Raw genomic sequence first — 22,535 nt, 5'->3', positions numbered from 1 at the left:
GTTCTCCCTAGAAACCGCTTTCCCTGACCCCCAGGGCTGCCATGCGCCGCCAGGCAACGCCCAACAACGATTCGCCGCTGCCCTGCAACACCACAATGCCGCGCAAAGGTTGCACCGGCGTCGGCGTCTCTTCGAGGACGCTCAACCGAGCGCCATACTGCGCCTGCACCGGCTCGGCGCGCTGATGCTCATCCCGGCGTACGGCAATCGGCCCGTGATGATCGGAAGTCAGCGCCTCTTGATCGACATAGGCCGCGCCGTTGGTATCGATTTCGCTTAATTGCACGGCAATCGCTGGGTGCATCGGGTCATCGGCGATGAACCGCCCGCGAGCACCCGAAGCAACACGCCAGAGCTCGGCTTCAGCCAGATAACCGCGCAACCGCGCGCCGTCTTCGACCACCCGCGCCAAAGGATCTTTAGTCGAAAGCCAGCGACCGACCGTTAACTGCGGCAACAGGTCGCGCACCTTGCCGGCGTGGGGCGCACGCAATAGCAGTCGCTCACGCTGGGCGACCAGGCCGCGGTATTCAGCCACCGCTTCCGCCAGGCGCTGCTCGACGATTCCGGCGTCGGCCGCGGTTTCGCTACGGCTGGCCTGACGACGCATCTGCAACTGCTGAATCTGGATCTCGCGGCGGACGATGGCCTGGCGTGAGTCCAGGTCCGGTGATTCCAGCTCGATCAGCACCTCGCCCTGGGCGACAACCTGGCCGTCATGCACATTCACCGTTTTTACCCGCGCCGCCACCGGCGCGTGCAAGGCGCTGGTGTGTCCCGCCTCCAGCATCGTCGGCAGCTCCACCGCGCTGCGCCACGGCAGCACCAGCAGCAACAACAGCCCGAGCAATGTCAGGCTGCTGAGCAGTACCCGAGGCGTATGCGCCTGTTCGCGACGACTCCACCATTGCCGCCACTCGCTCAGGATCGGCAGGAAGATGAACCACACCAGCTCCACCAGCATCAGGAAGATCCCCAATACCTTGAAGAACAGGTGATAAACCGCCAGCGCAATCCCGAAAAACAACGCCGCGCGCCATAGCCACGAGCCGTATCCCCAGATCAACAACCGCCGCTGCATCCTCGGCGCCCACGGCTCCGGCGCCGGGGCAGCGTAGCCGAACAGGAACTCGCGCAATCGCCAGCGACACAAGGCAAAGGCACGTCCCTGAAGGTTGTCCACTTCCCAGAAGTCGCTGAGCAAGAAGTAGCCGTCGAAACGCATGAACGGGTTGAGGTTGATCACCAGCGTAGTAATCCAGGTCGCACTGGCGAGCATGAACGCCGCCGTGCGCCCGGGGCCATCGGGCAGCAGTGACCAGGCGAGCAGCGCGATACAGGCCAGCACCAGTTCCGCCAGCACCCCGCCGGCGCCGATCAGCAAACGCGCACGTCTATCGTTGACCCGCCAGGCGTCGCTGACGTCCGTGTAGAACATCGGCAGCAGCACCATGAACGCCACGCCCATGCTCTGCACCCGACAACCGGCGCGCTTGGCCATGAAGGCGTGGCCGAACTCGTGGCACAGCTTGGCGAAAAACAGCGCCACCGCGAACGCCAGCGCGCCACCGAGGCTGAACAGGTGCGGAAAGGTGGCGATGAATCGCTGCCAGTCCCGCGACACCAGAAACACCCCGAGCCCCAGCGTCGCGGGCAATCCGTAGCGCAATGCGCGCGGGCCGAAACGCTCCAGCCACGGCCAGACGCGATTGAGAAAGGCGTCCGGACGCCACAGCGGAATCCGGAAAAACAGGTATTGATGCAGCAGGATTTTCCACAGGCTCTGGCGCTGAGCCGCGGCCTTCAGGCTGTAACTGGCGCGCTGCGATGGGTCGAGGGCGCTGATCAGGTCGTGGCCGCGCAAAAATTCCAGCAATTGCTCAAGCGCCGCGCCGTCCAGCGGCAGCCCTGGCTCGCGGTTGGCGGCACGCAGCACCTGCTCGGGATCACCCAGGGACCAATGACGCAGCAAGCGCATCGCCGCCGCGCCGAGTTTGAAATAACGTCCACGCACCGGGTCGGCCAGGGTCCAGCACGGTGACCCGTCGAGGGCCGGCGCCGCCGTCGACAATTGCAGGTCTGCCCGCAGGCTCGGCAGGCTCATCTAAAGGCCTACGCTCTGACGCAACCCGGCCAGCGGTCGACGCAACAGGTACAGCGCCAGCGGCGCACGGTCACCGAAGACTTTCGCCGTGCCACGCAAGCCAATGCGCGGCGGTGCGCCGTCGAATGTCGCATCCAGTCGATAAGCCAGTTGCCCGCCAGCTGTTGGCTGCGCTTCATAGGCCGAACGTTCGAGCCTGGCCTGGTGCCGCTGCAGTGGATCGCTGTCGAGAAACAGCGCGACCTGCGCCCCCGGCTCCAGAGCGATCGCATCGCCCACGGCCAATTCGATGCGCAACTCGGCCTGATTCGGGTCGGCGAGTTCCATCAAGCGCTCGCCGGTCTGCACCGGTTTACCGGTCCAGCGTTCGGCATCGGCGAACACCGCGATGCCATCCCGCTCGGCACGCACTTCGCTGCGTTTGAGCAGTTCACGGGCGTAATCCCGTTCGGCGCGTTTCTGCTCGACACGTGCGGCCAGCAGATCGATTTTCGAACTGGATTCGGCATCGGCGAAGGAACGTTGGGAATTGGCCTTGAGTTCCGCTTCGGCAACGCCCAGAGCGCGCTCGGCCACATCAGCCTGAGCCTTGAGCGTGGTGCTTTCGAAGCGCAGCAGCAGGTCGCCGGTCTTCACCGTCTGGTTGGGTTTGACCAGGAACTCGGCGATCACCCCGTCCAGCGGCGCCGCGACCACCCGACCGCCCAACGGGACGACCTCAGCCGGCGCCAACACCGATTGGCGCACCGGAATCAGTAACCCGAGCAACAACACGGCGACCAGTGCCACCTGACGCTTGCGCGTCCAGCGCAGTCGCCAGGGTTTGCGCGGTTGCAGCGCCAGCCAGGCATGGCTGTAGGTGTCGCCCAGTTGCGACAACAGCACCTGCTCGGCAGGGTTCCACGGCACATCCCGCGCCAGCCACAGCCCGCCGAAGATCTCGCCCTGATGATCAATCAGTGGCAACCAGAACACCTGAGCGGCCGACAGACTTTGCCAATCGGCCTGAATCGATTCACTGAGCAGATCGGGCGCGATCACCCGTGCCTGTTTCAGCACCTCGAGCTTGAACAGCTGCGCGACCGCTTGCTCGACAAACGCCACGAACGGTGCATTCGGCTCCACCGCACTGACACCGGTCACCGCCTGCACCTTGCCGGCGATCAACAACGCGGCATGGCGAAAACCGAACAGCGCCTGGCCGTCATTGACCAGGCTGTAAGCCAGTTGCGAAGGATTGCGCGCGGCGCGGGTCTGGCGTTCGAGGTCGAGAAACCTGGCGAACACCTGCTCGGCGCCGCCCGTTACCGGGGCGTTCACTTGAGCTCCGCGAAACGCGCCGTTCCGCTCATGCCGGCCAACAGGCCGCTGGCGTTGGGCAGTGTCGCCACCAGCAGCAAGGTCTGGCTGCCTTCGTCGATCCGCGCGCCGAGGCGCTTGACCGTGGCATCCAGCGGCTGACCGGTTTCATCGGGGACAAAACTGAACGTCTGGCCGGGCTTGAGCTTGCCCATCCAGCGTGACGGCACCAACAGGTGAATTTCCAGGGTGCGGTTATCGACCACATCCAGCAACGGCGCACCGGCGGCAACGCTTTCGTAGCGCTTGACCTTGCGCTCGACGACCTGGCCATCGAACGGCGCGACCACGCTGCAGCGCTTGACCTGAACCTGATAAACCTGAGATTGCGCCTGGGTTTCGCTGACCTTGGCCTCGGCCCGCGCCACTTCAAAGCGCCCCACCGAATTCAACGCCGCCAGTTGCCGATTATGGGCCAGCTCCTCACCGGCGCCACGATTGGCGGCCTGTGCCGCGTTGAGCTGAGCCTGATAAGCCGAGCAGTCAAACCGCGCCAGGGTGTCGCCCTTTTTGAACGACTCGCCCTCACTGAACGGCAACTCGACAATCCGCCCGGACAACTCACTGGCGAGCACCGCCTGATCCCGGGCTCGCAACACACCACGGGCCTCACTGCTGGCTGACGCGTTACCGCCGACCGCGTTGCTTTCCAACAACGGATCGTCTGGCGCAGGCGTTTGCGCCTGTACTACGCACGTTACAAAGGTTAATCCCGCAACCCAAACACGAAAACGCCGCATAACCGTAACTCCCTGACGGATGAGCGGAGTCTACGACAGCGGGGGGGCGCGTCAAGCAGATAGCCATCATTGGTTGGAAATGTAATGTTTCAAAAAGGACAAAATTTTCAGAGCGGTCGTTGATTTCCGAGCTCGATGAGTATCGGTAATAAATCCCACAAGAAATCAGGAACGACCATTCGATCAAAAACGAAATCGGCAATAGACACTTCATCCCCTACAAACGCAACAGCACATCTACCCTTTCCGCCGTAACAATCATTAATAGATGGGTCCAGGAATGGCTTGACCATCAACCAGACAAATGCACAAAACTGGCTTGCCGGCGCTGGGGATGTCCCTCCGAGTGATGCCTTGGTCAGTCAACGGTTGACGTCATCGCTAACTCGACTTAGGATCGTCTTACTGAACCCCGTACGCAGAGATTAAGTTCACTGGCAGTTGGTGGTGAAGAAACCGGCCTAGGCCGGTTTTTTCGTTTCTGAGGATTGAGTTTGTGCGTACCGCTTTCTTTGTTGATGGCTACAACGTGTTCTATGGATTGCTCGCGGGTACCCCATACAAATGGCTCAATCTGAAAGGCTTGCTGGGCCATGTCGCCCACATCGAGAACCCACAAAATTCACTCATCTCGGTTGATTACTTCACCTCATCTGTCAAACCAGAACTTGCCACTCGCGGCAGAGTGTCCAAAGAAGCTCAAGACACCTATGTGCGTGCTTTAAAAGCGACTAATGTTGCCGTTCACTATGGTCGCCATAAACTTGAGCCAGCTAAAGCACCTCGCTTCATTGACAGAAAGACCGCCGCCTCTCGCCAAGACAAGATCGACATCTGGAAGCCTGAAGAAAAAGAAACGGATGTCCACATCGCAATCAGCATGTATCGCACTGCGGCAAGGCAGGCCAAGCTCCATTTCCATGAGCAAATCGAACAGCTAGTCCTGGTATCCAGCGACACCGATATGACTCCAGCCCTGAGAGCAATTCGAGAAGATTTCCCAGACATAAGAGTTGGAGTCATTCTTCCTCATCGAGCCGAGTTAAACCGTCCATCACCAGGCTCTTTAAAGGAGCACTCACACTGGATGCGACGTGTCGTAACCTCAGAAGAGCTGCAGTCGCACCAGTTTCCAGTTCGTGTGGCTACTCATAAGGCACCCGCGATCAAGCCGGATTATTGGTAACGGCCCCTGCCACCGGATACACCGACTCCCATCCCCCACCCAACGCCTTGTACAACCCCACCATCGCCAACGACACCCCGGTCGAGCTTTCGACCCACTGCTGCTGGGTCGCCAGTAATTCGCCTTGCACGGTCAGGACGTTGACGAAATCCACCACACCTTCGACGTACTGCTGTTGCGCGGTACGCAGGGCGATCTGGTTCTGGCGCACGGCTTCGGCGAGGCTGTCGCGGCGCAATTGGCTGGCGTTGTAGGCGGTGAGTTGATTGTCGATTTCATGCCAGGCCCGCAGCACGGTTTGCTGGTAGGCCAGCGCGGCTTCCTGTTGTTGGGCTTCGCGCAGATGCAATACGCCCCGCAGCCGACCGCCGTCGAACAGCGGCAGGCTCAATTGCGGACCGATGCCGAACGAGCGCGAGCCCCAGGAGCCGAAATCGCTCAGTTGCAGGGCTTGCGAACCGATGTTGCCCGACAGGGTGATTCGCGGATAGAAGTCACCCTTGGCCATGCCGATGCTGGCGGTCGCGGCATGCAGTCGGGCTTCGGCCTGGCGGATATCCGGGCGGCGCTCGGCCAATTGCGACGGCAAGCCGATGGCGACCTGTCGCGGGGTTTGCGGTACCGGGGCGTCTGTGGATAACTCGGCGGACAACGCTTGCGGCGGTTCGCCCATCAACAGGCTCAGCGCGTTGATCAGTTGCGACTGACGCTGCTCCAGCGCCGGTAAACGTGATTCGATGGCCGCGACTTGCGCGGCGGCTTCGGCGACGTCCAGATCCGTCGCTACACCGTCGGCCAGGCGCAGTTGCGAGAGTTTCAAACTATGCCGGGCGACGTCGAGATTCTGCTCGGTGACGGTCCGGGTGCTTTGCACACCGCGCAGTTGAATATAGTCCTGAGCCGTTTCGGCGAGCACCGACAGCAGCACGCCACGGCGATCGTTTTCCGCCACCTCCAGGGTGGCATCGGCGGCTTCGGTTTCGCGGCGCACACGCCCCCAGAAATCCAGTTCCCAGGAGGCGGAAAAGCCTGCATCCCACAGGTTGTACGCCGAGTCGCCGTTATTGCCCGACGGATCGTTCAGGCCTTCACCACTGTTGCGTTTGCGCCCGTAGCTACTAGTGGCGGCAGTGTTGGGATAGCGCTCGGCGGTGATTACCTGGCGCGCGGCGCGGCTTTGTTGCAAGCGGCTGCTGGCGAGTTTCAAATCGAGGTTGTCGGTCAGGGCGCGTTGGGTCAGGGCCGAGAGTTTCGGATCGTGGAACACTTCCCACCAGCGTTCGTCCATCTCGTTGGGAACGACCTGACTGGCGGCGGCTTTGGCCGGTTTCGACCATAGGGCGACTTGCTGCGGCTGAGGGCGCTGGAAGTCCGGTCCGACGGTGCAGGCACTCAACGAAAGCAGGTTCAACACAATAGCGACAGAGCGAATACTAGCTCTGTGGCGAGGGGGCTTGCCCCCGTTGGGCCGCGCAGCGGACCCGAAATTTGCGAGCGCTGCGCACTCGAACGGGGGCAAGCTCCCTCGCCACGGGGATGTGTGATTAGCGAAGTTCATCGTTGTGCGACCTCATGCTCATCGGCCGTAGCGCTGGCAGTATCAATACTCGCCTCCACCGACATCCCCACCCGCAACCGCTCGGCCAATGGCTGGCCTGGATCGAGGATGATTTTCACCGGAATCCGTTGCACAACCTTGGTGAAATTGCCGGTGGCGTTGTCCGGTTTGACTGACGCGAAGGTCACGCCGGTGGCCGGTGCGATGCTCTCGACGCGTCCCTGCAGGGCTTCGCCACCAAGACTGTCGACATGCACCTGCACGTCCTGCCCCGGCTGTACGTCGGTCAATTGGGTTTCCTGAAAATTGGCGACCACATACGCCCGTTCCAGCGGCACCACGGCCAGAATCTTGCTGCCCGGCGTGACATAGGCGCCGACCCGCACCGCGCGCTCGCCGACCATGCCGTCCTGGGGGGCAACGATGCGCGTATAGGACAGTTCATAACTGGCCATTTCCAGCGCCGCTTGTGCGCGTTTCAGCCCACCTTCTGCCGCATCGCGCTGGGCGGTCAGGATCTCCACTTGTTTGCGTTCCGCCGCCAGCACCGCTGTGGCATTGGCCAACCGAGCGGTGGCCTGATCGATGCGCGTGCGCGCCTGCTGGGCATTCTGCACGGTGCCGGCACCCACCCCGGCGAGGTGGTTGTAGCGGTTCAGTTCATGCTCGGCGAAAGCCATCTCCGCCTTCGCCGAAACCACCGTAGCCTGGGCCTGAGCGATCACCGACGTCTGGCGTTCCAGGGTCGCCCGGGCGTTTTGCAGCTGCGCCCTGGCCACCAGGGTTTGCGCGTCGGCAGCCTCAGCGGCAGCGCGCAGGTCGCGGTCGTCGATCAACGCCAGCAGTTGCCCGGCCTTGACCTGTTGGTTGTCCTCCACCAGCACTTCCTTGATGAATCCCGCCACACGCGGCGCCACCAGGGTGAAGTCCGCCGAGACGAAGGCATCATTAGTGCTTTGCTGTGTACGCTTGCCGAACAAGCCCGGCGCCACCAGGTAAATCAACACGCCGACCACCATCGCTGCGGCAACGCCGACAGCGACTTTTTGCTTTGATTGAGTCGTCATAAAAACCTTCTGTTCCAGTGAAGCGTTCAAGTTGGCGCGCGCGGTGGATAAATCCGCGTCGGCAGCCAGAAAATCAGCAGGATCAGCGCCACCGCGACGCCGGCCATGCACAGATAAAGATCGGAAGAAGTCAGCACCACAGCCTGCTGATGCAGACGGTGAGCGAGGTTCGCGCTGGCGCTATCAACCAGAGGCGAGTTACCAAGGTTGTCCACCAGCGTGCTCGAGTGGAAATGCAGCCTTGCGGTGGTCAGCGCATCGATCACACCGGTGGCGATCACTGCCGCCAGGCCTTTGACCGTGTTGAACCAGGCCGAAGCGAACGGTCCTTCCATCGGAGTAATGCTGCCGGTGGAGAGCATCAATAGCGGCAGCACGGCCATGGGTTGACCGAAAATCTGCAGCCATTGCAGGACATAGAAATCGTCACGAATCCACGCCGACGTCAGCTGCGAGCCGCCGATGCAAGACAGCGCCAACATGCTCAGGCCGATCCCCAGCACCCAGCGGCAATCGACCCAACGCAGGTTGCACAGCGCCGCCACCAACGGCAGCGCGATCAACTGTGGCAACGCCGCCAACAGCATGATTGGCGCCGTCTGCAGCGGGCGATAGCCCTGGACCTGAGCCAGGTAACTGGAGGGAATGATGACCACCGCGAGCAACACCACCAGCACGCCGGCCAGGGTCATCAACGCGAACGACAGGTTGCGGATGCCGAGCATCTGCAATTTGAAGAACGGAATCGGTTGCGACCACTCGTTGATCAGGAACAGCACCAGCAGTAGCAGCCCGCCGCCGAGCAGTGCGCAGATCAGACTCGACTCGAACCAGTCCAGCCGATTACCTTGCAGGATGCCGATCACCAACATGCAAATCGCCGGAAACCCCAGTAGCAAGCCACGCCAGTTGAATGACTTGCAGCGCTCCAGGCGCAGTGGATCCTGGGGTAGACCGTAAGCCACCGCCGCCATGGCAATCAGGCACGGCACGACGATTTGCCAGAAGGTCCATTGCCAGCCGACGTACTCGGTCCACAACCCGGCCAGCGGCGTGCCGAGACCAGGGCCGAAGGTTGCCGTCAGGGCATAACCGGCCAAACCATAGAGCTTCACATTGGCCGGCAGGAACCGCAGCGCAACGGTCATCAGCATCGGCGGCAACGCACCACCGGCCAGGCCTTGCAGGGTGCGCATGACCAGCAGGCTTTCATAATTCGGGACAAACGGGCACAGCACGCCCAACAGAGTGAAGACGCTGATGGCGCACAAGGTGAAACGCCGCAACGAGAACGTCACCGAACACCAAGGAGCAAACGCCATGGCGGCCACCGAGGTCGCGGTGTAGCTGGCGACCAGCCAGGTGCCTTCGTCGTAGCCGATGGCCAACGCACCGCGAATGTCGGCCAGGGCGACCTTGGTCACCATCTCGTTCAGGCCTGACACCAACACCGCCAGCAACACACCCACCAGGCCGATGATGATTCGCGGGCCGAAGACCGGCGGTGCGACGGCGGTCGCTGGAGTAGTCGCAGCGAGAGGCGCCGCGACCGGGAGGGAAGTCATGTACTGCACGCTCCGGAAGGGGAATACCGAAGCATTTTAGGAAGTGCGATGCCTTACGAAAATTGACTTATTGGCAGCTTATAAGTGCACTAAACGCAATGATTAAAGGATGCGATCCCTTGATCTTCAAACCGGCTGTGCCGCCAGCCAGGTCTCGTCGCAACAAGCCTTGAGCGTTTCACGCATCCAGCGGTGGGCCGGGTCTTTGTCGAAGCGCGGGTGCCAGGCCTGGGTCAGCATGAGGGTAGGTAGCGGAATCGGCAGGGTGAACGAGCGCAGCTTCAAGCCCAGGCGCCGCACACTCAGCAATGCTTCTTTGGGCACCGGCAGGATCAGGTCGGAATCCGGCAAGGCGAACATCGCCGCATGGAAACTCGGCGCAATCACCGCCACCCGCCGTTCCAGCCCCAAGGCATTGAGCGCTGCGTCGATCGGCCCACGGGCGATCCCGCGACGGGACATGCTGATATGGGAAAAGCCGGCGTAACGCTCGGCGGTGATCTCGTCATCGAACAGCGGATGGTCTTCGCGCACCAGTCCGACAAAGTGGGTGGAGAACAGGTTTTGCACCTTCACTTCCGGCATCAGCGGTCGATTGTTGCTGACGCTCAGATCGATGCGTCCTTCGCGCAAGGCTTCATCGTCCCCGTCGCCCTCGGGGACAAAGCGCAGTTCGCAATGCGGAGCCTGGCGCTCCATCGTGTCGAACAGCTTGCCGCCATAGACGCCCACAAAGAAATCATTGGCGCGAATGCTGAACCGCCGGCGCAAGCTGCCCAGGTCCACGTCATCGGCAGAACGGAACAGCAAAGCGGCCTGTTCCACCAGGTCCCGCACTTGCTCGCGCAGCTCCAGCGCCTTGGGCGTCGGCACCAGGCCACGGCCGGCGCGTACCAGAATCGGATCGCCGATGGCCTCGCGAATCCGCGTCAGCGTCCGGCTCATCGCCGCCGGGCTGAGGTTCATCCGTCGCGCAGCGCCCACCACACTGCCCTCGTCGAGCAAGGCGTCGAGGGCGACCAACAGGTTCATGTCCGGGAGTTGCATGCTGAGCACTCATGGCTGGTCTGGATTGATTCAGACGCAATGCTAGCAGATCAAAAGATCACCGCTGCATCCCCCAACGCTTCACCGTCACCCGCTCCAACGTATCAAACACCAGATTCTCCACCAGCAAACCGATCAGGATTACCACCGCCAACCCGGCAAACACCTTGTCGGTGTACAGCTCATTACGGTTCTGGAAGATGTACCACCCCAACCCACCCTTGCCGCTGGTGGCGCCAAATACCAGTTCAGCGGCGATCAGCGTGCGCCAGGCGAACGCCCAGCCGATTTTCAAACCGGCGAGGATCGACGGCAACGCGGCCGGGATCAGGATGAACAACACGAAACGCATGCCCTTGAGGCCGTAATTGCGCCCCGCCATGCGCAGGGTTTCCGAAACGCCAAGGAACCCGGCATAGGTGTTCAAGGCCAACGCCCAGAGCACCGAATGCACCAGTACAAAAATCAGACTGTTCTGCCCCAGCCCGAACCACAGCAGCGCCAGCGGCAACAGCGCAATCGCCGGCAACGGGTTGAACATCGAGGTCAGCGTGCTCAGCAGATCGCGACCCAATTGCGTCGACACTGCCAGCGTGGTCAGGGCAAACGCCAGCACAATCCCGATCAGGTAGCCCTTCAACAACACCACCAGCGAAATCCACACCTTGCCCAACAACTCACCGCTGAGCAGGCCGTCGTACAGCGCGCTGGCGGTTTGCAGAAAACCTGGCAGCAGCAGGTCGTTATTCTGGTAACGGGCAACGGCTTCCCAGAGCAGCGCGAGCACAATCAGGATCAGGCTTTTACGCAACCAGCCCTGTTGCCAGAGACGCTGACCGAGGGCTAACTCACGCTCCAGCGGGACGCTCGTCAGCGGCTGCAAAACGATTTCGTACTCTTTACGCGCGGATGATAGCGGGCTCATCGGGCACTCCTCTCAATGGCTCAATAAGCGATGCGAATATCGGCGAAATCCAGCTCACGCGCGGTTTCCGGTGACTGGCCTTCATCGAACAACAGCCGATGAATCCGCCGTGCCGATTCCTGGAACGCCACGCCGCCGAGGCTGTGCAAATCGTATTGATGGCTGTGGACTTCGGCTCGTACCCGCCCCGGATGAGGCGACAGCAGCAGAATCCGATTACCCACCACCAACGCCTCTTCGATGGAGTGAGTGACGAACAGCAGCGTGAAACGCACCTCTTCCCAGAGCAGCAGCAACTCTTCCTGCATCTTGCGCCGGGTCAGCGCGTCGAGGGCGGCGAAGGGTTCATCCATCAACAGGATTTTCGGTTGCATCGCCAACGCCCGGGCAATCGCCACCCGAGCCTTCATGCCGCCGGACAAGGTATGCGGATAGGCATCGGCAAACCCCGCCAGACCGACCTTGTCCAGATAATGCAGCGCCCGCTCTTCAGCCTCTTTACGCTTGAGGGTTTTGGAAGCGAGCAGCGGAAACATCACGTTCTGTTTGACGGTTTTCCACGGCGGCAGCTGATCGAACTCCTGGAACACCACGATCCGGTCCGGCCCCGGCGCATCGACCCGCTGGCCTTGCAGGCGAATCTCGCCCTCACAGGGCGGGATGAACCCGGCGACCGCCTTGAGCAACGTCGATTTGCCGCAGCCGGACGGACCGAGCAACACAAAGCGGTCCGCCGGATCGATCTCGAAACTGACCTGATGGGTCGCTCGAACCACGCGCGCAGGCGTGCGGTATTCCAGGCTGACCTGGTCGACCGACAGCAGCGCTTGCGCGGCCGCGATCGGATTGCTGGCCGTGTGGCCTTGCAAGGGGGCGTTCATGTCGATCAGCTCCCTTGCAGCGGTTTGGCATCCTGGAAGAAGTAATCCTTCCACGAATCCGGTTTGTTTTTGATCGCGCCGACGCGGTAGAGGAACTCGGCCAGTGGGTAAGTGTTTTTCGGCGTGACGGTAAATTCGAACTGCGGGTTGTCGATGATTTTCAGCAACGCCGCACGGTCGATTTTTGCCTTGGTGACACGGATGTATGTGTCGGCCGCCGCGCCTTTATCGCTCTGCGCAAACTCGGCCGCTTCGGTCAGCGCCGCGATGAAGGCTTTATAGGTTTTCGGGTTTTCGTTGCGGAACTTCTCGGTGGCGAACAACACGGTCGGCGAGTTCGGGCCGAGCAGGTCATAGGTGTTCAGCACCACGTGCACGCTAGGGTTTTCCAGCGCCTGATCCTGGAATGGCGGGTTGGAGAAGTGCCCGGTCAACTCGGTGCCGCCAGCGATCAGTGCCGCAGTGGCATCCGGGTGCGGAACGGCAATGGTGTACTTGTCGAGGCGATTGAATTCCTTGTCGCCCCATTGCTTGGCTGCTGCGTATTGCAGGAAGCGCGACTGCACCGACACCCCGACCGCCGGCACCGCAATGCGGTCCTTTTCGGTGAAGTCAGCGATGGTTTTGACCTTTGGATTATTACTCACCAGGTAGTAAGGAAAGTTGCCCAGGGAAGCCACGGCCTTGACGTTCTGTTTGCCGTGAGTGCGGTCCCAGATGGTCAGCAGCGGCCCGACGCCGGCACCGGCAATGTCGATGGAGCCGGAGAGCAACGCATCGTTGACCGCCGAGCCGCCGGAGAGCTGGGTCCAGTCGACCTTGATGTCGATGCCTTCCTGCTTGCCGTATTTCTCGATCAGGTTCTGATCGCGCACCACGTTGAGCAGCAGATAAACGATGCCGAATTGTTCGGCGATACGAATCTCACCCTCGGCGTGGGCCACGGTCGGCGCCACCAGGCTGCCGGCGAGCAGGCTGAAACCCAGGCCGATAGCGGCGGCCAACGGTGCAAATGGAAGACGTTTGGACATGAGGGTTCTCCGAAATCAGAAAGGCGCGTCGCCCTGGATGGTGGTGCGATACAACTTGCGGCGCAGATGGCTGGGGCATCCGGCGGCGAGGTGAATCAGCGAGCGGTTGTCCCAGAACACCAGGTCGTGGGCCTGCCATTGATGGCGGTAAATGTTTTGCGGCAACACGCTGTGGGCGTAGAGCTCGTCGAGCAATTGTTTGCTCTCGTCTTCCGGCAAACCGACGATGCGGGTGGTGAAGCCCTCGCTGACGAACAACGCCTTGCGACCGTTTTCCGGGTGGGTGCGGACGATCGGATGAACAACTTCAGCGACCTGAGCCAGTTGCTCCGGCGTCAGGGTCGGACGCCAGTTGCCCTCGAATTTGCTCTCGCTGTAACGCGCCGTGTAGGAGTGCGCGGCCGAACGACCTTCAACGGCTTTACGCAGCGCCTCGGGCAAGCTGTCCCAGGCTTTGTGCATGTCGGCGAACAGCGTGTCGCCGCCTTCGGAGGGCAGCTCCTGGGCATGCAGCATCGAGCCCAGGCTCGGCAGTTCTTTATAAGACAGATCGGAGTGCCAGAACTTGCCGGCATCACCGAGGCCGATGGATTGGCCGTTTTCGATGATGTTGGAAACGATGAGGATTTCCGGATGCCCGGCCAGCAGGAATTGCTTGAGCACGTGGATCTGCAACACACCGAAACGGCGGCTGAAGGCGATCTGCTGTTCGGGGGTTATACGCTGGTCGCGGAACACCACCACATGATGATCCAGGTGCGCACGGTGGATTCGGGAGAAGTCCTGGTCATTGATTGGGCGGGACAGATCCAGGCCGATGATTTCGGCACCGACGGCGCCGCTGAACGGGCGGATTTCGAAGGCTTGCGACGCGAGGGTGGCGGCGCTTGTTGGCTCAGGCTTTGGGGAAAAAGAGACAGCTGGCATAAAAATCACTCCCACGCACGGCGCGCTCAAGGGCGCGCGTCGATCAGAAACTCACGGAGGTCCCGTGTTGGTTCGTGTCGTGCGGCGCGCCGATTGGTCGGCAGGTACGCAGGGAAGTGACTTTATAGGTATAAGAATTTAAATTTAAATACCGTTAGCGAATAACGATATGGTTTTATCTACCACCGATTGTTCCCACGCTCCTGCGTGGGAATACATCCCGTGACGCTCTGCGTCACAGTGGACGCTCTGCGTCCATGGCGGCATTCCCACGCAGAGCGTGGGAACGATCAATCAGCCTCACCCGAAAACTACCGCTCGTGCAACGCCTCGGCGCGAGCCCGGATAATCGGCTTGAGCAAATAACTGAGTATGGTCTTCTTGCCAGTAATGATATCCACCGACGCCACCATTCCAGGAATGATCAGCAACGGCTTTTCATCCGTCCCGAGGTGGCTGCGCTCGGTGCGCAGTTTGATGATGTAGTACGTGGTCTTCTTGTCTTCATCGGTGATGGTGTCGGCACCGATCTGCTCCAGCTTGGCTTTCAGCCCGCCATAAATGGTGTAGTCGTAAGCCGTGAACTTCACCGTGGCGTCTTGCCCCGGATGCAGGAAGGCGATGTCTTGCGGGCGAATCTTGGCTTCCACCAGCAAGGTGTCGTCCAGCGGCACGATTTCCACCAGGTCGCTGCCCGGCTGGATCACGCCACCGATGGTGTTCACCAGCAACTTGTTGACGATGCCGCGCACCGGCGATGTCACCAGCGTCCGGCTGACCCGGTCTTCCAGCGCCTTGCCGGTCGCCTGGGCCTTGTTCAGATCGGTGCGCGCTTCGTTGAGTTGAGTCAAGGCTTCACTGCGGAATTTGCCGCGAGTCTCGTCGATCTTGCGCTGAACTTCCTTGATCGCCGATTCGGCGCGCGGGATCGCCAGGGTGGTGGCGTCCAATTGGCCGCGGGTTTCGACCTCGGCACGCTTGAGTCGCAATACCTCAACCGGGGATACCGCGCCCTGAGCCACCAACGGCTCGGACATGGCGATTTCCTGACGCTGCAAGGCCAGACCGCTGCGGTACTGGGCCTGTTTGGAGGTGAACTCACGCAGCTCCTGTTGCTTCTGGATCAACTGCTCCTGCAAGCCACCGATCTCATCGTGCAGTTGCTGACGACGGCTGACGTACAACGATTCTTCGCTGGCAGCCTGGCCAGGCACGGCTTTGAGCACATCGGCGGGGAAATTCAACGGACGGTCATCGACCTCGGCGCTCAAGCGCTCCACGCGCAACAGCATCGACAGCCGATCGGCCTCGGTTTCGCCAACATTGGAGGCAAACCGTGTGTCGTCCAGACGTATCAGCGGCGCGCCAGCCTCGACGATCTGCCCTTCCTTGACGAACAGTTCAGAAACGATGCCACCCTCAAGGTTCTGGATTTTCTGGATCTTCGACGACGGAATCGCCTTGCCGTCACCCTTGGTGACTTCATCGATCACCGCGAAGTTGGCCCAGAGCATCAGGAACACGAAGAAGCCGATGATCGCCCAGATCGTCAACCGCACCACGCGTGGGGCGTCCTCGATCAGCGCTTTGTTGACCTCGGGAAGGGGCTGGCCTTGCAGCGACGCGGAGCCTTTGAAGTAGCGGCGGATGGATTCTTTGACCCCGGACTTAAGCAACACTGATCTGCCCCTTTTTCAACGCTTCCATCACGGCGGCTTTCGGGCCATCGGCGAGAATCTGCCCGCGGTCGATCACCAGCAGGCGATCCACCAGCGACAACAGCGAGGCCCGGTGCGTCACCAGCACCACGGTCTTGTTTTCCACCACGGCAGCGAGGCGTTGTTTCAGGCGCTCTTCGCCAGTGTTGTCCATGGCGCTGGTGGGTTCGTCCAGCAACAGGATCGGCGGGTTGAGCAGCAACGCTCGGGCCAGGGCCACGTTCTGGCGCTGACCGCCGGACAGGTTCTGCCCACGCTCACCGACTTGCAGTTCATAACCTTGCGGGTGCAGGCGGGCGAACTCGTGGACGCCGGCCAGCTCCGCGGCTTGCAGCACCAATTCGTCTTCGACATAGCGCGCGCCCGACACCAGGTTGTCGCGCAACGTACCGGCGAGCAATTGGATGTCCTGGGGCACGTAGCCAATGTTGTGGCGCAGTTCGCTGACGTCGATCTGGCGGATATCCACACCATCCACCAGCAACGCGCCGTCGTCCGGCTGATAGAGGCCCACCAGCAGTTTGGCCAGGGAGCTTTTGCCCGAGCCGCTGCGACCGATGATGCCGATCTTCTCGCCCGGCTTGATGATCAGGTTGATGCCCTTCAGCGCGGGGTTCTGTTGATTCGGATAGGTGAAGGTCAACTGACGGCATTCAATGGCGCCTTGCAGGACCTTGCGGCTCAGCGGGCGCTCGTCGAAATTGCGCTCCTGAGGCAACTCCATCATCTGATCGACCGAGGTCATGGTCACGCGGGCTTGCTGGTAGCGGGTCAGCAGACCGGACAGCGAGGCCAGCGGGCTGAGGGCGCGACCGCTGAGCATGTAACAGGCGATCAAACCGCCCATGCTCAGGTTGCCGGCAATGATCTGGTACACGCCGAAGACGATCATGATCACCCCGGCCAATTGCTGAATCAGCAAGGTGATGTTCATCGCCAGACCGGACAGCATTTTCACCCGCAGCTCAAGGCGGCTGAGGGTGCCGATGGTCTGCTCCCACTGATACTGGCGTTCGCTTTCGGCATTGTTGACCTTTACCGCATCGAGGCCGGCGAGGGTTTCGATCAGGCTCGACTGGCGCTCGGCGCCCAGGGCCATGGTTCGCTCCATGGTCGCCACCAGCGGCTTCTGCAAGGCATAACCGATCAGCAGCGCAATCGGGAACGCCAGCACAGGAATCCACACCAGATGCCCGCCGAGGATCGCGATGACCAGGAAGATCAACAGCGTAAACGGCAGGTCGATCAGGCTGGTGAGGGTCAGCGACGCGAGGAAGTCGCGCAGGCTCTGAAATTCATGGATGTTCTGGGCAAAGCTGCCGACCCGCGCCGGGCGGTACTTCATGGCCATGCCGACGATGCGCTCAAACAGCGTCGCTGAAATGATCAGGTCGGTTTTCTTGCCGGCCAGGTCCAGGCACAGACTGCGCAGGCTCTTGAGAATCAGGTCGAACACATAAGCGCCGGTGATGCCGATGGCCAGCACCCAAAGGGTCGATTCGGCCTGGTTCGGCACCACGCGGTCGTAGACATTCATCACGAACAGCGGCGCGGCCATGGCGATGATATTGATCAGCAGACTGGCAGCGATGGCGTCGACGTACAGCCAGCGCGAACGCTTGAGGGTGTCGCGAAACCACGAACGCGCGCGCGGGATCAGCGTGCCGTGGTTAACGTCGAATTTGTGCTGGGGTTGGGCGAAGAACACTTTGCCGCTGTAGTCGTCGGCGAGCAGTTCACGACTGACGCAGACTTCGCCACCATCGCTTTCACTGAGCAGCAAGCGGGCCTGGTCTTCACCGTGCCAGCCGAGCAGCACCGCACTGCGTCCGTCCTTGAGCAGCAACAGCGCCGGCATGGCGATCGCCGGAATCTGCTCCAGCTTGCGTTGCAGCACCCGCCCCTGCAGCCCGGCGCGAGCGGCCGCACGAGGCAGCAGTTCGACGCTCAGGCGCTGTTTGGGCAACGGCAAGCCGGTGGTCAGCATCGCCGCGCTGGCCGGCTTCTGGTGCAAAGTGCAGAGGGCTAGCAGGCCGTCCAATAACGGATCGTCATGCAGCGCGCGTGGATCATGAATGAGTTGAACTCGACTGACTTCTGATTCCACGCTCGACACTCTTGGCTAACGGTTGAAATGGGGCAGGGCTCAATTCATCCCAGGCAGCTGGACCTTGGGCTTCACGTCATTCTGCACAACGGATGCCAACGGTGCGACCACGCCCTGACTTTTGAGCAATTCACCCATGGTCGCCTTGATTCGGTACTGAGTAAATAACTGAATGTTTTTGATCTCGACCAGCCGACGGGAAGCGGTGAACAGCTCGTTTTCACTGTCGAGCAAGTCAAGCAGCGTCCGTTCGCCGAGGCTGAATTGCTTCTGATACGCGCCGCGCACGCTGGCGCTACGATCGACATATTGCTGGGCGATCGGCACCTGGGCGTTGGCGTTGTTCAAGGCATTCCAGGCCAGGCCCAGTTCTTCATTCAACACACGCAGGGCGTTGTTGCGGATATCCAGCGCCTGGTTCGACAGGTAGGACTTGGATTCCAGATCGGCCTTGTTGCTGCCACCGGCAAACAAATTGAAGCGCATGCGCAGCATGGCCTGCCATTCGTTGTTGTGACCGTTCTGACCATCGAGGTCGTTGTCGGCGGTGCGCCCCAGTTCGGCATCGAAGCGCGGGTAGAAGCTCGACTTGGCGGCTTCGTACTGTTTCTCGGCAGCAGCGATATCCGATTCGGCGGAACGCAGGATCGGGCTGTTTTCCAGCATCTGCGCCCGGGCTTCATTCAGGTTGGCTGGCAACAGCGCCATAAAATCGGCAGGCCGCTCCAGTTGATCGGGCATTTGGCCGACGGCACTGAGGAAGTTGGTCTGGGCGTCTGCCAGGTTGGTCTGCTCGGTGATCAGATTGTTGCGGGCCTGGGCCATGCGTGCTTCGGCCTGATCGAGGTCGGCGCCGCTGCCCACGCCGCGCTGGGTACGCAATTTGATCTGGTCAAAAATCCGTTCGTGGTTTTTCAGGTTGTCTTCGGCCAGGCGCACGAATTCGCGGCGGGTCAGCACATCGAGATAAACCTGAGCGACGGTCAATGCGGTGCGTTCCGAGGTGCCCATCAAGGAATAAGCACGGGAATTAACGGTGGCTTGTTGACGCCCCACTTCGCTGGACGTCGCAAAACCGTCAAAAACCATCTGTGACAGACGTAAACTTGACTCGCTCCGGTTCAGCGTTTCCCAGTGGTTGCTGCCGCCAGCGGCACGGGTGGAGACACTGTCGGTGCCTTCGCGACCATAACCGCCCAGCAGATCGACCCGTGGCAGGTATCCACCTTTTGCAGCCTTTAATTGATAATCCGCGGCCAGCCGACTATTGACCCCTGCCTGGATTTCCGGATGGACATCCAGTGCCTGTTGCATGGCCTGCGGAAGGGTTTGCGCCTGAACAACGCTGGCGGCAAAGGCGAAGGGTAGAACCTTGAACAGGTGCAAACGCATAGTTGGAATTTCCCGGGACTTCTTGTCTTGAATCACTGCAGAACATGGCGCTGCATCGCATGGTGGCAACCGGAATGACCGTATGTCGGAAAGTTCAAAATCGGAACTGGATCACACGCTGTAGGACAGGTCGCCGCTTAAATATCAATGTGACATTACCTTGACGATTGTTTAGGATGACTCCCATAAGGTCAATAGTTTGGCATAAAGTTAATTTCGAAAAAATATAGCCAAATTATTGACGATTGCGCGTCAAAGCTATGTATCGAATTTTGTAAGAACGTCCAGCCCGATCGGCGAACACGCCCGAGCGGTTCATGGAAGTCAACTGAACGTGACACCCGGAGAGTCTTCAATGAGCAGTGTTGTTGCCATCGTCAAAAGCATTGTTGGTCAGGTTTTCGCGGTGTCCCCAGAGGGCATCCGCCGCGTACTCGTTGAAGGCGACCGGTTGTTTGTGGGCGACCAGGTGGACACGGGTGCCGCCGGCGCCATTACCCTTGAACTGGCTGACGGGCGGACCCTGGACCTGGGCCGCGACACTCAGTGGAGTGGCAGCAATCCGGACTCCAGCACCGACCTTGCACAAGCCACTGCACAAGCCGCGCCATCGGTTGACGAATTGCAGCAAGCCATCGCTGCCGGTGTCGACCCGACCACCGCTCTTGAAGCCACCGCGGCCGGCCCTACTGCCGCGAGCGCGGGCGGCTCTGCCGGTGGCGGCCACAGCTTCGTGGCCCTGGAGGCAACCGCTGCCCGGGTCGACCCGACCATTGGCTTCCCTACCGCAGGCCTCGCCACTGCGGCTTTGGCAACACAAAACACCACTGGCGGCCAGACCGCCAATACCAGCTCCAATGCTCTGCGCGAATCGACCCTGAGCCTGAGCGCCACGCCGACCATCACCGAGGCCGGTGGTGTACTGGTTTACACCGCGACCCTGACCCAGGCACCGCTGACCGACCTGACCATCACCCTGTCCAACGGCGCGGTGATCGTGATCACAGCCGGCCAGACTACCGGTACCGTCAACGTTCCTCTGGCGCCGAACGACACTGTTTATAACGATCCGACCCAAATCGACGTGACCGTCACTGGCACCACGGGTGGCAGCGGTATCGTGGTCACCCCGCCGACTGCTCCGGCCGTGACCCAGGTCACCGACACCGTCGACACCACTACCGTTACGCTGACAGCGGGTTCAAGCGTCACTGAAGGTGGCCAGATCACCTACACCGCCACCCTGACCAACCCGGCGCAGACGCCGGTCACCGTGACCCTGTCCAACGGTTCGACCATCACCATCGAAGCCGGAAAAACCACCGGTTCCGTGAACGTCGAAACCCCGGCCAATGACGTCTACAACAACGGCAGCACCGTCAGCACCACGATCACCGGTGCGACCGGTGGCAACTTCGAGAACCTCGTACCGAGCACCACGCCGGCCGTCACCACCATTACCGACTCGATCGACAGTACCGGCCTGACCCTGACTGCCACCGGCAGCGTCACGGAAGGCGGCCAGATCACCTACACCGCCACCCTGACCAACCCGGCGCAGACGCCGGTCACCGTTACCCTGTCCAACGGCTCGACCATCACCATCGAAGCCGGAAAAACCACCGGTTCCGTGAACGTCGAAACCCCGGCCAATGACGTCTACAACAACGGCAGCACCGTCAGCACCACGATCACCGGCGCTACCGGTGGCAACTTCGAGAACCTCGTACCGAGCACCACGCCGGCCATCACCACCATTACCGACTCGATCGACAACACCGGCCTGAGCCTCAGCGCCACCGGCACCGTTGTCGAAGGCGGCCAGATCACTTACACCGCCACCCTGACCAACCCGGCGCAGACGCCGGTCACCGTGACCCTGTCCAACGGTTCGACCATCACCATCGAAGCCGGAAAAACCACCGGTTCCGTGAACGTCGAAACCCCGGCCAACGACGTCTACAACAACGGCAGCACCGTCAGCACCACGATCACCGGCACCACCGGCGGTAATTTCGAACAACTGACCCCGAGCACCGAGCCGGCACTCACCACCATCACCGATTCGAAAGACGACACCGGCCTGAGCCTATCGGCGTCCACCGAAGTGGCCGAAGGTGGTCAGATTCTGTACACCGCGACCCTGACCAATCCGGCGGGCACGCCAGTCACCGTGACCTTGAGCAACGGGGCCGTGATCACCATCGCTGCAGGCGCGACCACTGGCAGCGTGAGCGTCGCCGCCCCTGCCGATGACGTTTATAAAGATGCCGGCCAAGTCGAAGTGACGATCAAGGATGCGACGGGCGGCAATTTCGAGAATCTGGTGCCTAACACTGCCCCGGCAGTCACTACCGTCAACGACACCATCGACACCAGCACCGTTTCGCTGACTGCGACCACGAACGTCGCCGAGGGTGGCACCGTGGTGTACACCGCGTCCGTCACTGCTCCGGTGACTGGCTCGCCAGTGGTTGTGACCCTGTCCAATGGCCAGACCATCACCATTCCGGTCGGTGCCAGCAGCGGTTCTGTCAATTTCGTTGCACCCAACGATGCGTTGGCCGGTGGCGGTTCCTTGAGCGTCAAGATCGACGACGCCAAGGGCGGCAACTACGAGAAACTGGAAGTCGACGGCAAGTCGGCGGATACCTCGGTGACCGACACACCGGACACCACCAACCTCAGCCTGTCGGCAACCGACTCGGTCGCCGAAGGCGGTTCCATCGTTTATACCGCGACCCTGACCAACGCCGCCGGCACGCCAGTGACCGTGACGCTGAGCAACGGTGCCGTCATCACCATCGAAGCGGGTAAAACCACCGGCTCCGTAACCGTCGATGCACCGAAGGACGACGTCTATAAAGACGCCGGAACCGTTGAAGCGACCATCAAGGACGCAACCGGTGGCAACTTCGAGAACCTGGT

General features: G+C 61.1%; 16 protein-coding genes. 2 read left to right on the top strand and 14 right to left on the bottom strand.

Going from position 1 to position 22,535, the window contains the following annotated elements:
• Positions 1-7: 7 nt before the first annotated feature.
• The 3 genes from AC1DQM_RS19100 to AC1DQM_RS19090 are packed head-to-tail and all read right to left on the bottom strand — an operon-like array spanning position 8 to position 4,203.
• On the bottom strand, positions 8-2,104 hold the full coding sequence (locus AC1DQM_RS19100) for a site-2 protease family protein (RefSeq protein WP_477746689.1): 2,097 nt from the start codon (positions 2,102-2,104) through the stop codon (positions 8-10).
• Positions 2,105-3,424, bottom strand: coding sequence for an efflux RND transporter periplasmic adaptor subunit (locus tag AC1DQM_RS19095; protein ID WP_138866595.1), 1,320 nt, complete (start codon positions 3,422-3,424; stop codon positions 2,105-2,107).
• Entirely contained in the window at positions 3,421-4,203 is a 783-nt protein-coding gene (locus tag AC1DQM_RS19090) for an efflux RND transporter periplasmic adaptor subunit (RefSeq protein ID WP_018929403.1), read from the bottom strand. The genes AC1DQM_RS19095 and AC1DQM_RS19090 overlap by 4 nt, the downstream gene beginning before the upstream one ends.
• Before the next feature lie 496 nt (positions 4,204-4,699).
• Between AC1DQM_RS19090 and AC1DQM_RS19085 the strand changes: the two genes are divergently transcribed.
• Positions 4,700-5,389 (top strand): NYN domain-containing protein, encoded by a 690-nt coding sequence (locus tag AC1DQM_RS19085; RefSeq protein ID WP_477746688.1) that lies wholly within the window; start codon positions 4,700-4,702, stop codon positions 5,387-5,389.
• On the opposite strand, the gene AC1DQM_RS19080 is transcribed toward AC1DQM_RS19085, so the two are convergent.
• From AC1DQM_RS19080 to AC1DQM_RS19030, 11 genes are all read right to left on the bottom strand, one after another.
• Positions 5,370-6,947: an efflux transporter outer membrane subunit gene (locus AC1DQM_RS19080; protein WP_477746687.1), complete on the bottom strand. Its 1,578-nt coding sequence runs from the start codon at positions 6,945-6,947 to the stop codon at positions 5,370-5,372. The genes AC1DQM_RS19085 and AC1DQM_RS19080 overlap by 20 nt on opposite strands.
• Positions 6,944-8,014 carry an HlyD family secretion protein gene (locus AC1DQM_RS19075; protein WP_019651581.1) on the bottom strand — a complete coding sequence of 357 codons (1,071 nt, stop codon included), beginning with the start codon at positions 8,012-8,014 and terminating at the stop codon, positions 6,944-6,946. Before AC1DQM_RS19075 ends, AC1DQM_RS19080 begins: the two co-directional genes overlap by 4 nt.
• 26 nt (positions 8,015-8,040) lie before the next feature.
• The gene (locus AC1DQM_RS19070; RefSeq protein WP_477746686.1) at positions 8,041-9,579 is read right to left on the bottom strand and encodes an MFS transporter; all 1,539 of its coding nucleotides are present in this window, start codon (positions 9,577-9,579) and stop codon (positions 8,041-8,043) included.
• Positions 9,580-9,705: 126 nt separating this feature from the next.
• Entirely contained in the window at positions 9,706-10,626 is a 921-nt protein-coding gene (locus AC1DQM_RS19065; RefSeq protein WP_096481508.1) for a LysR family transcriptional regulator, read from the bottom strand.
• Between the two features lie 58 nt (positions 10,627-10,684).
• Positions 10,685-11,551, bottom strand: a complete 867-nt coding sequence (locus tag AC1DQM_RS19060) for an ABC transporter permease (protein ID WP_477746685.1) — start codon at positions 11,549-11,551, stop codon at positions 10,685-10,687.
• Positions 11,552-11,571: 20 nt separating this feature from the next.
• Entirely contained in the window at positions 11,572-12,432 is an 861-nt protein-coding gene (locus AC1DQM_RS19055) for an ABC transporter ATP-binding protein (RefSeq protein ID WP_064615731.1), read from the bottom strand.
• Between the two features lie 5 nt (positions 12,433-12,437).
• Positions 12,438-13,463: an ABC transporter substrate-binding protein gene (locus tag AC1DQM_RS19050; protein ID WP_086944200.1), complete on the bottom strand. Its 1,026-nt coding sequence runs from the start codon at positions 13,461-13,463 to the stop codon at positions 12,438-12,440.
• 15 nt (positions 13,464-13,478) lie between these two features.
• On the bottom strand, positions 13,479-14,390 hold the full coding sequence (locus AC1DQM_RS19045) for a TauD/TfdA dioxygenase family protein (protein ID WP_018929408.1): 912 nt from the start codon (positions 14,388-14,390) through the stop codon (positions 13,479-13,481).
• Positions 14,391-14,701: 311 nt separating this feature from the next.
• Positions 14,702-16,069, bottom strand: a complete 1,368-nt coding sequence (locus AC1DQM_RS19040; RefSeq protein ID WP_018929409.1) for an HlyD family type I secretion periplasmic adaptor subunit — start codon at positions 16,067-16,069, stop codon at positions 14,702-14,704.
• Positions 16,059-18,215, bottom strand: coding sequence for a type I secretion system permease/ATPase (locus AC1DQM_RS19035; protein ID WP_018929410.1), 2,157 nt, complete (start codon positions 18,213-18,215; stop codon positions 16,059-16,061). The genes AC1DQM_RS19040 and AC1DQM_RS19035 overlap by 11 nt, the downstream gene beginning before the upstream one ends.
• 39 nt (positions 18,216-18,254) lie before the next feature.
• Complete coding sequence (locus AC1DQM_RS19030; protein ID WP_018929411.1) at positions 18,255-19,607, bottom strand: TolC family outer membrane protein; 1,353 nt, start codon at positions 19,605-19,607, stop codon at positions 18,255-18,257.
• A gap of 355 nt (positions 19,608-19,962) precedes the next feature.
• On the opposite strand from AC1DQM_RS19030, the gene AC1DQM_RS19025 reads away from it, so the two are divergent.
• On the top strand, positions 19,963-22,535 hold a 2,573-nt coding region (locus AC1DQM_RS19025), incomplete at its 3' end, for a retention module-containing protein (RefSeq protein WP_477746684.1).

It is taken from the genome of Pseudomonas sp. 01L34 (assembly GCF_056400265.1).
The sequence above is the reverse complement of the archived record's forward strand: the minus strand, read 5'-3'. Positions and strand labels throughout refer to the sequence as shown.

Coding starts and splice junctions, on each gene's coding strand:
- AC1DQM_RS19100 (WP_477746689.1), bottom strand. CDS start 2,104: ATGAGCCTGCCGAGCCTGCGGGCAGACCTGCAATTGTCGACGGCGGCG.
- AC1DQM_RS19090 (WP_018929403.1), bottom strand. CDS start 4,203: ATGCGGCGTTTTCGTGTTTGGGTTGCGGGATTAACCTTTGTAACGTGC.
- AC1DQM_RS19080 (WP_477746687.1), bottom strand. CDS start 6,947: ATGAACTTCGCTAATCACACATCCCCGTGGCGAGGGAGCTTGCCCCCG.
- AC1DQM_RS19075 (WP_019651581.1), bottom strand. CDS start 8,014: ATGACGACTCAATCAAAGCAAAAAGTCGCTGTCGGCGTTGCCGCAGCG.
- AC1DQM_RS19070 (WP_477746686.1), bottom strand. CDS start 9,579: ATGACTTCCCTCCCGGTCGCGGCGCCTCTCGCTGCGACTACTCCAGCG.
- AC1DQM_RS19065 (WP_096481508.1), bottom strand. CDS start 10,626: ATGCAACTCCCGGACATGAACCTGTTGGTCGCCCTCGACGCCTTGCTC.
- AC1DQM_RS19060 (WP_477746685.1), bottom strand. CDS start 11,551: ATGAGCCCGCTATCATCCGCGCGTAAAGAGTACGAAATCGTTTTGCAG.
- AC1DQM_RS19055 (WP_064615731.1), bottom strand. CDS start 12,432: ATGAACGCCCCCTTGCAAGGCCACACGGCCAGCAATCCGATCGCGGCC.
- AC1DQM_RS19050 (WP_086944200.1), bottom strand. CDS start 13,463: ATGTCCAAACGTCTTCCATTTGCACCGTTGGCCGCCGCTATCGGCCTG.
- AC1DQM_RS19045 (WP_018929408.1), bottom strand. CDS start 14,390: ATGCCAGCTGTCTCTTTTTCCCCAAAGCCTGAGCCAACAAGCGCCGCC.
- AC1DQM_RS19030 (WP_018929411.1), bottom strand. CDS start 19,607: ATGCGTTTGCACCTGTTCAAGGTTCTACCCTTCGCCTTTGCCGCCAGC.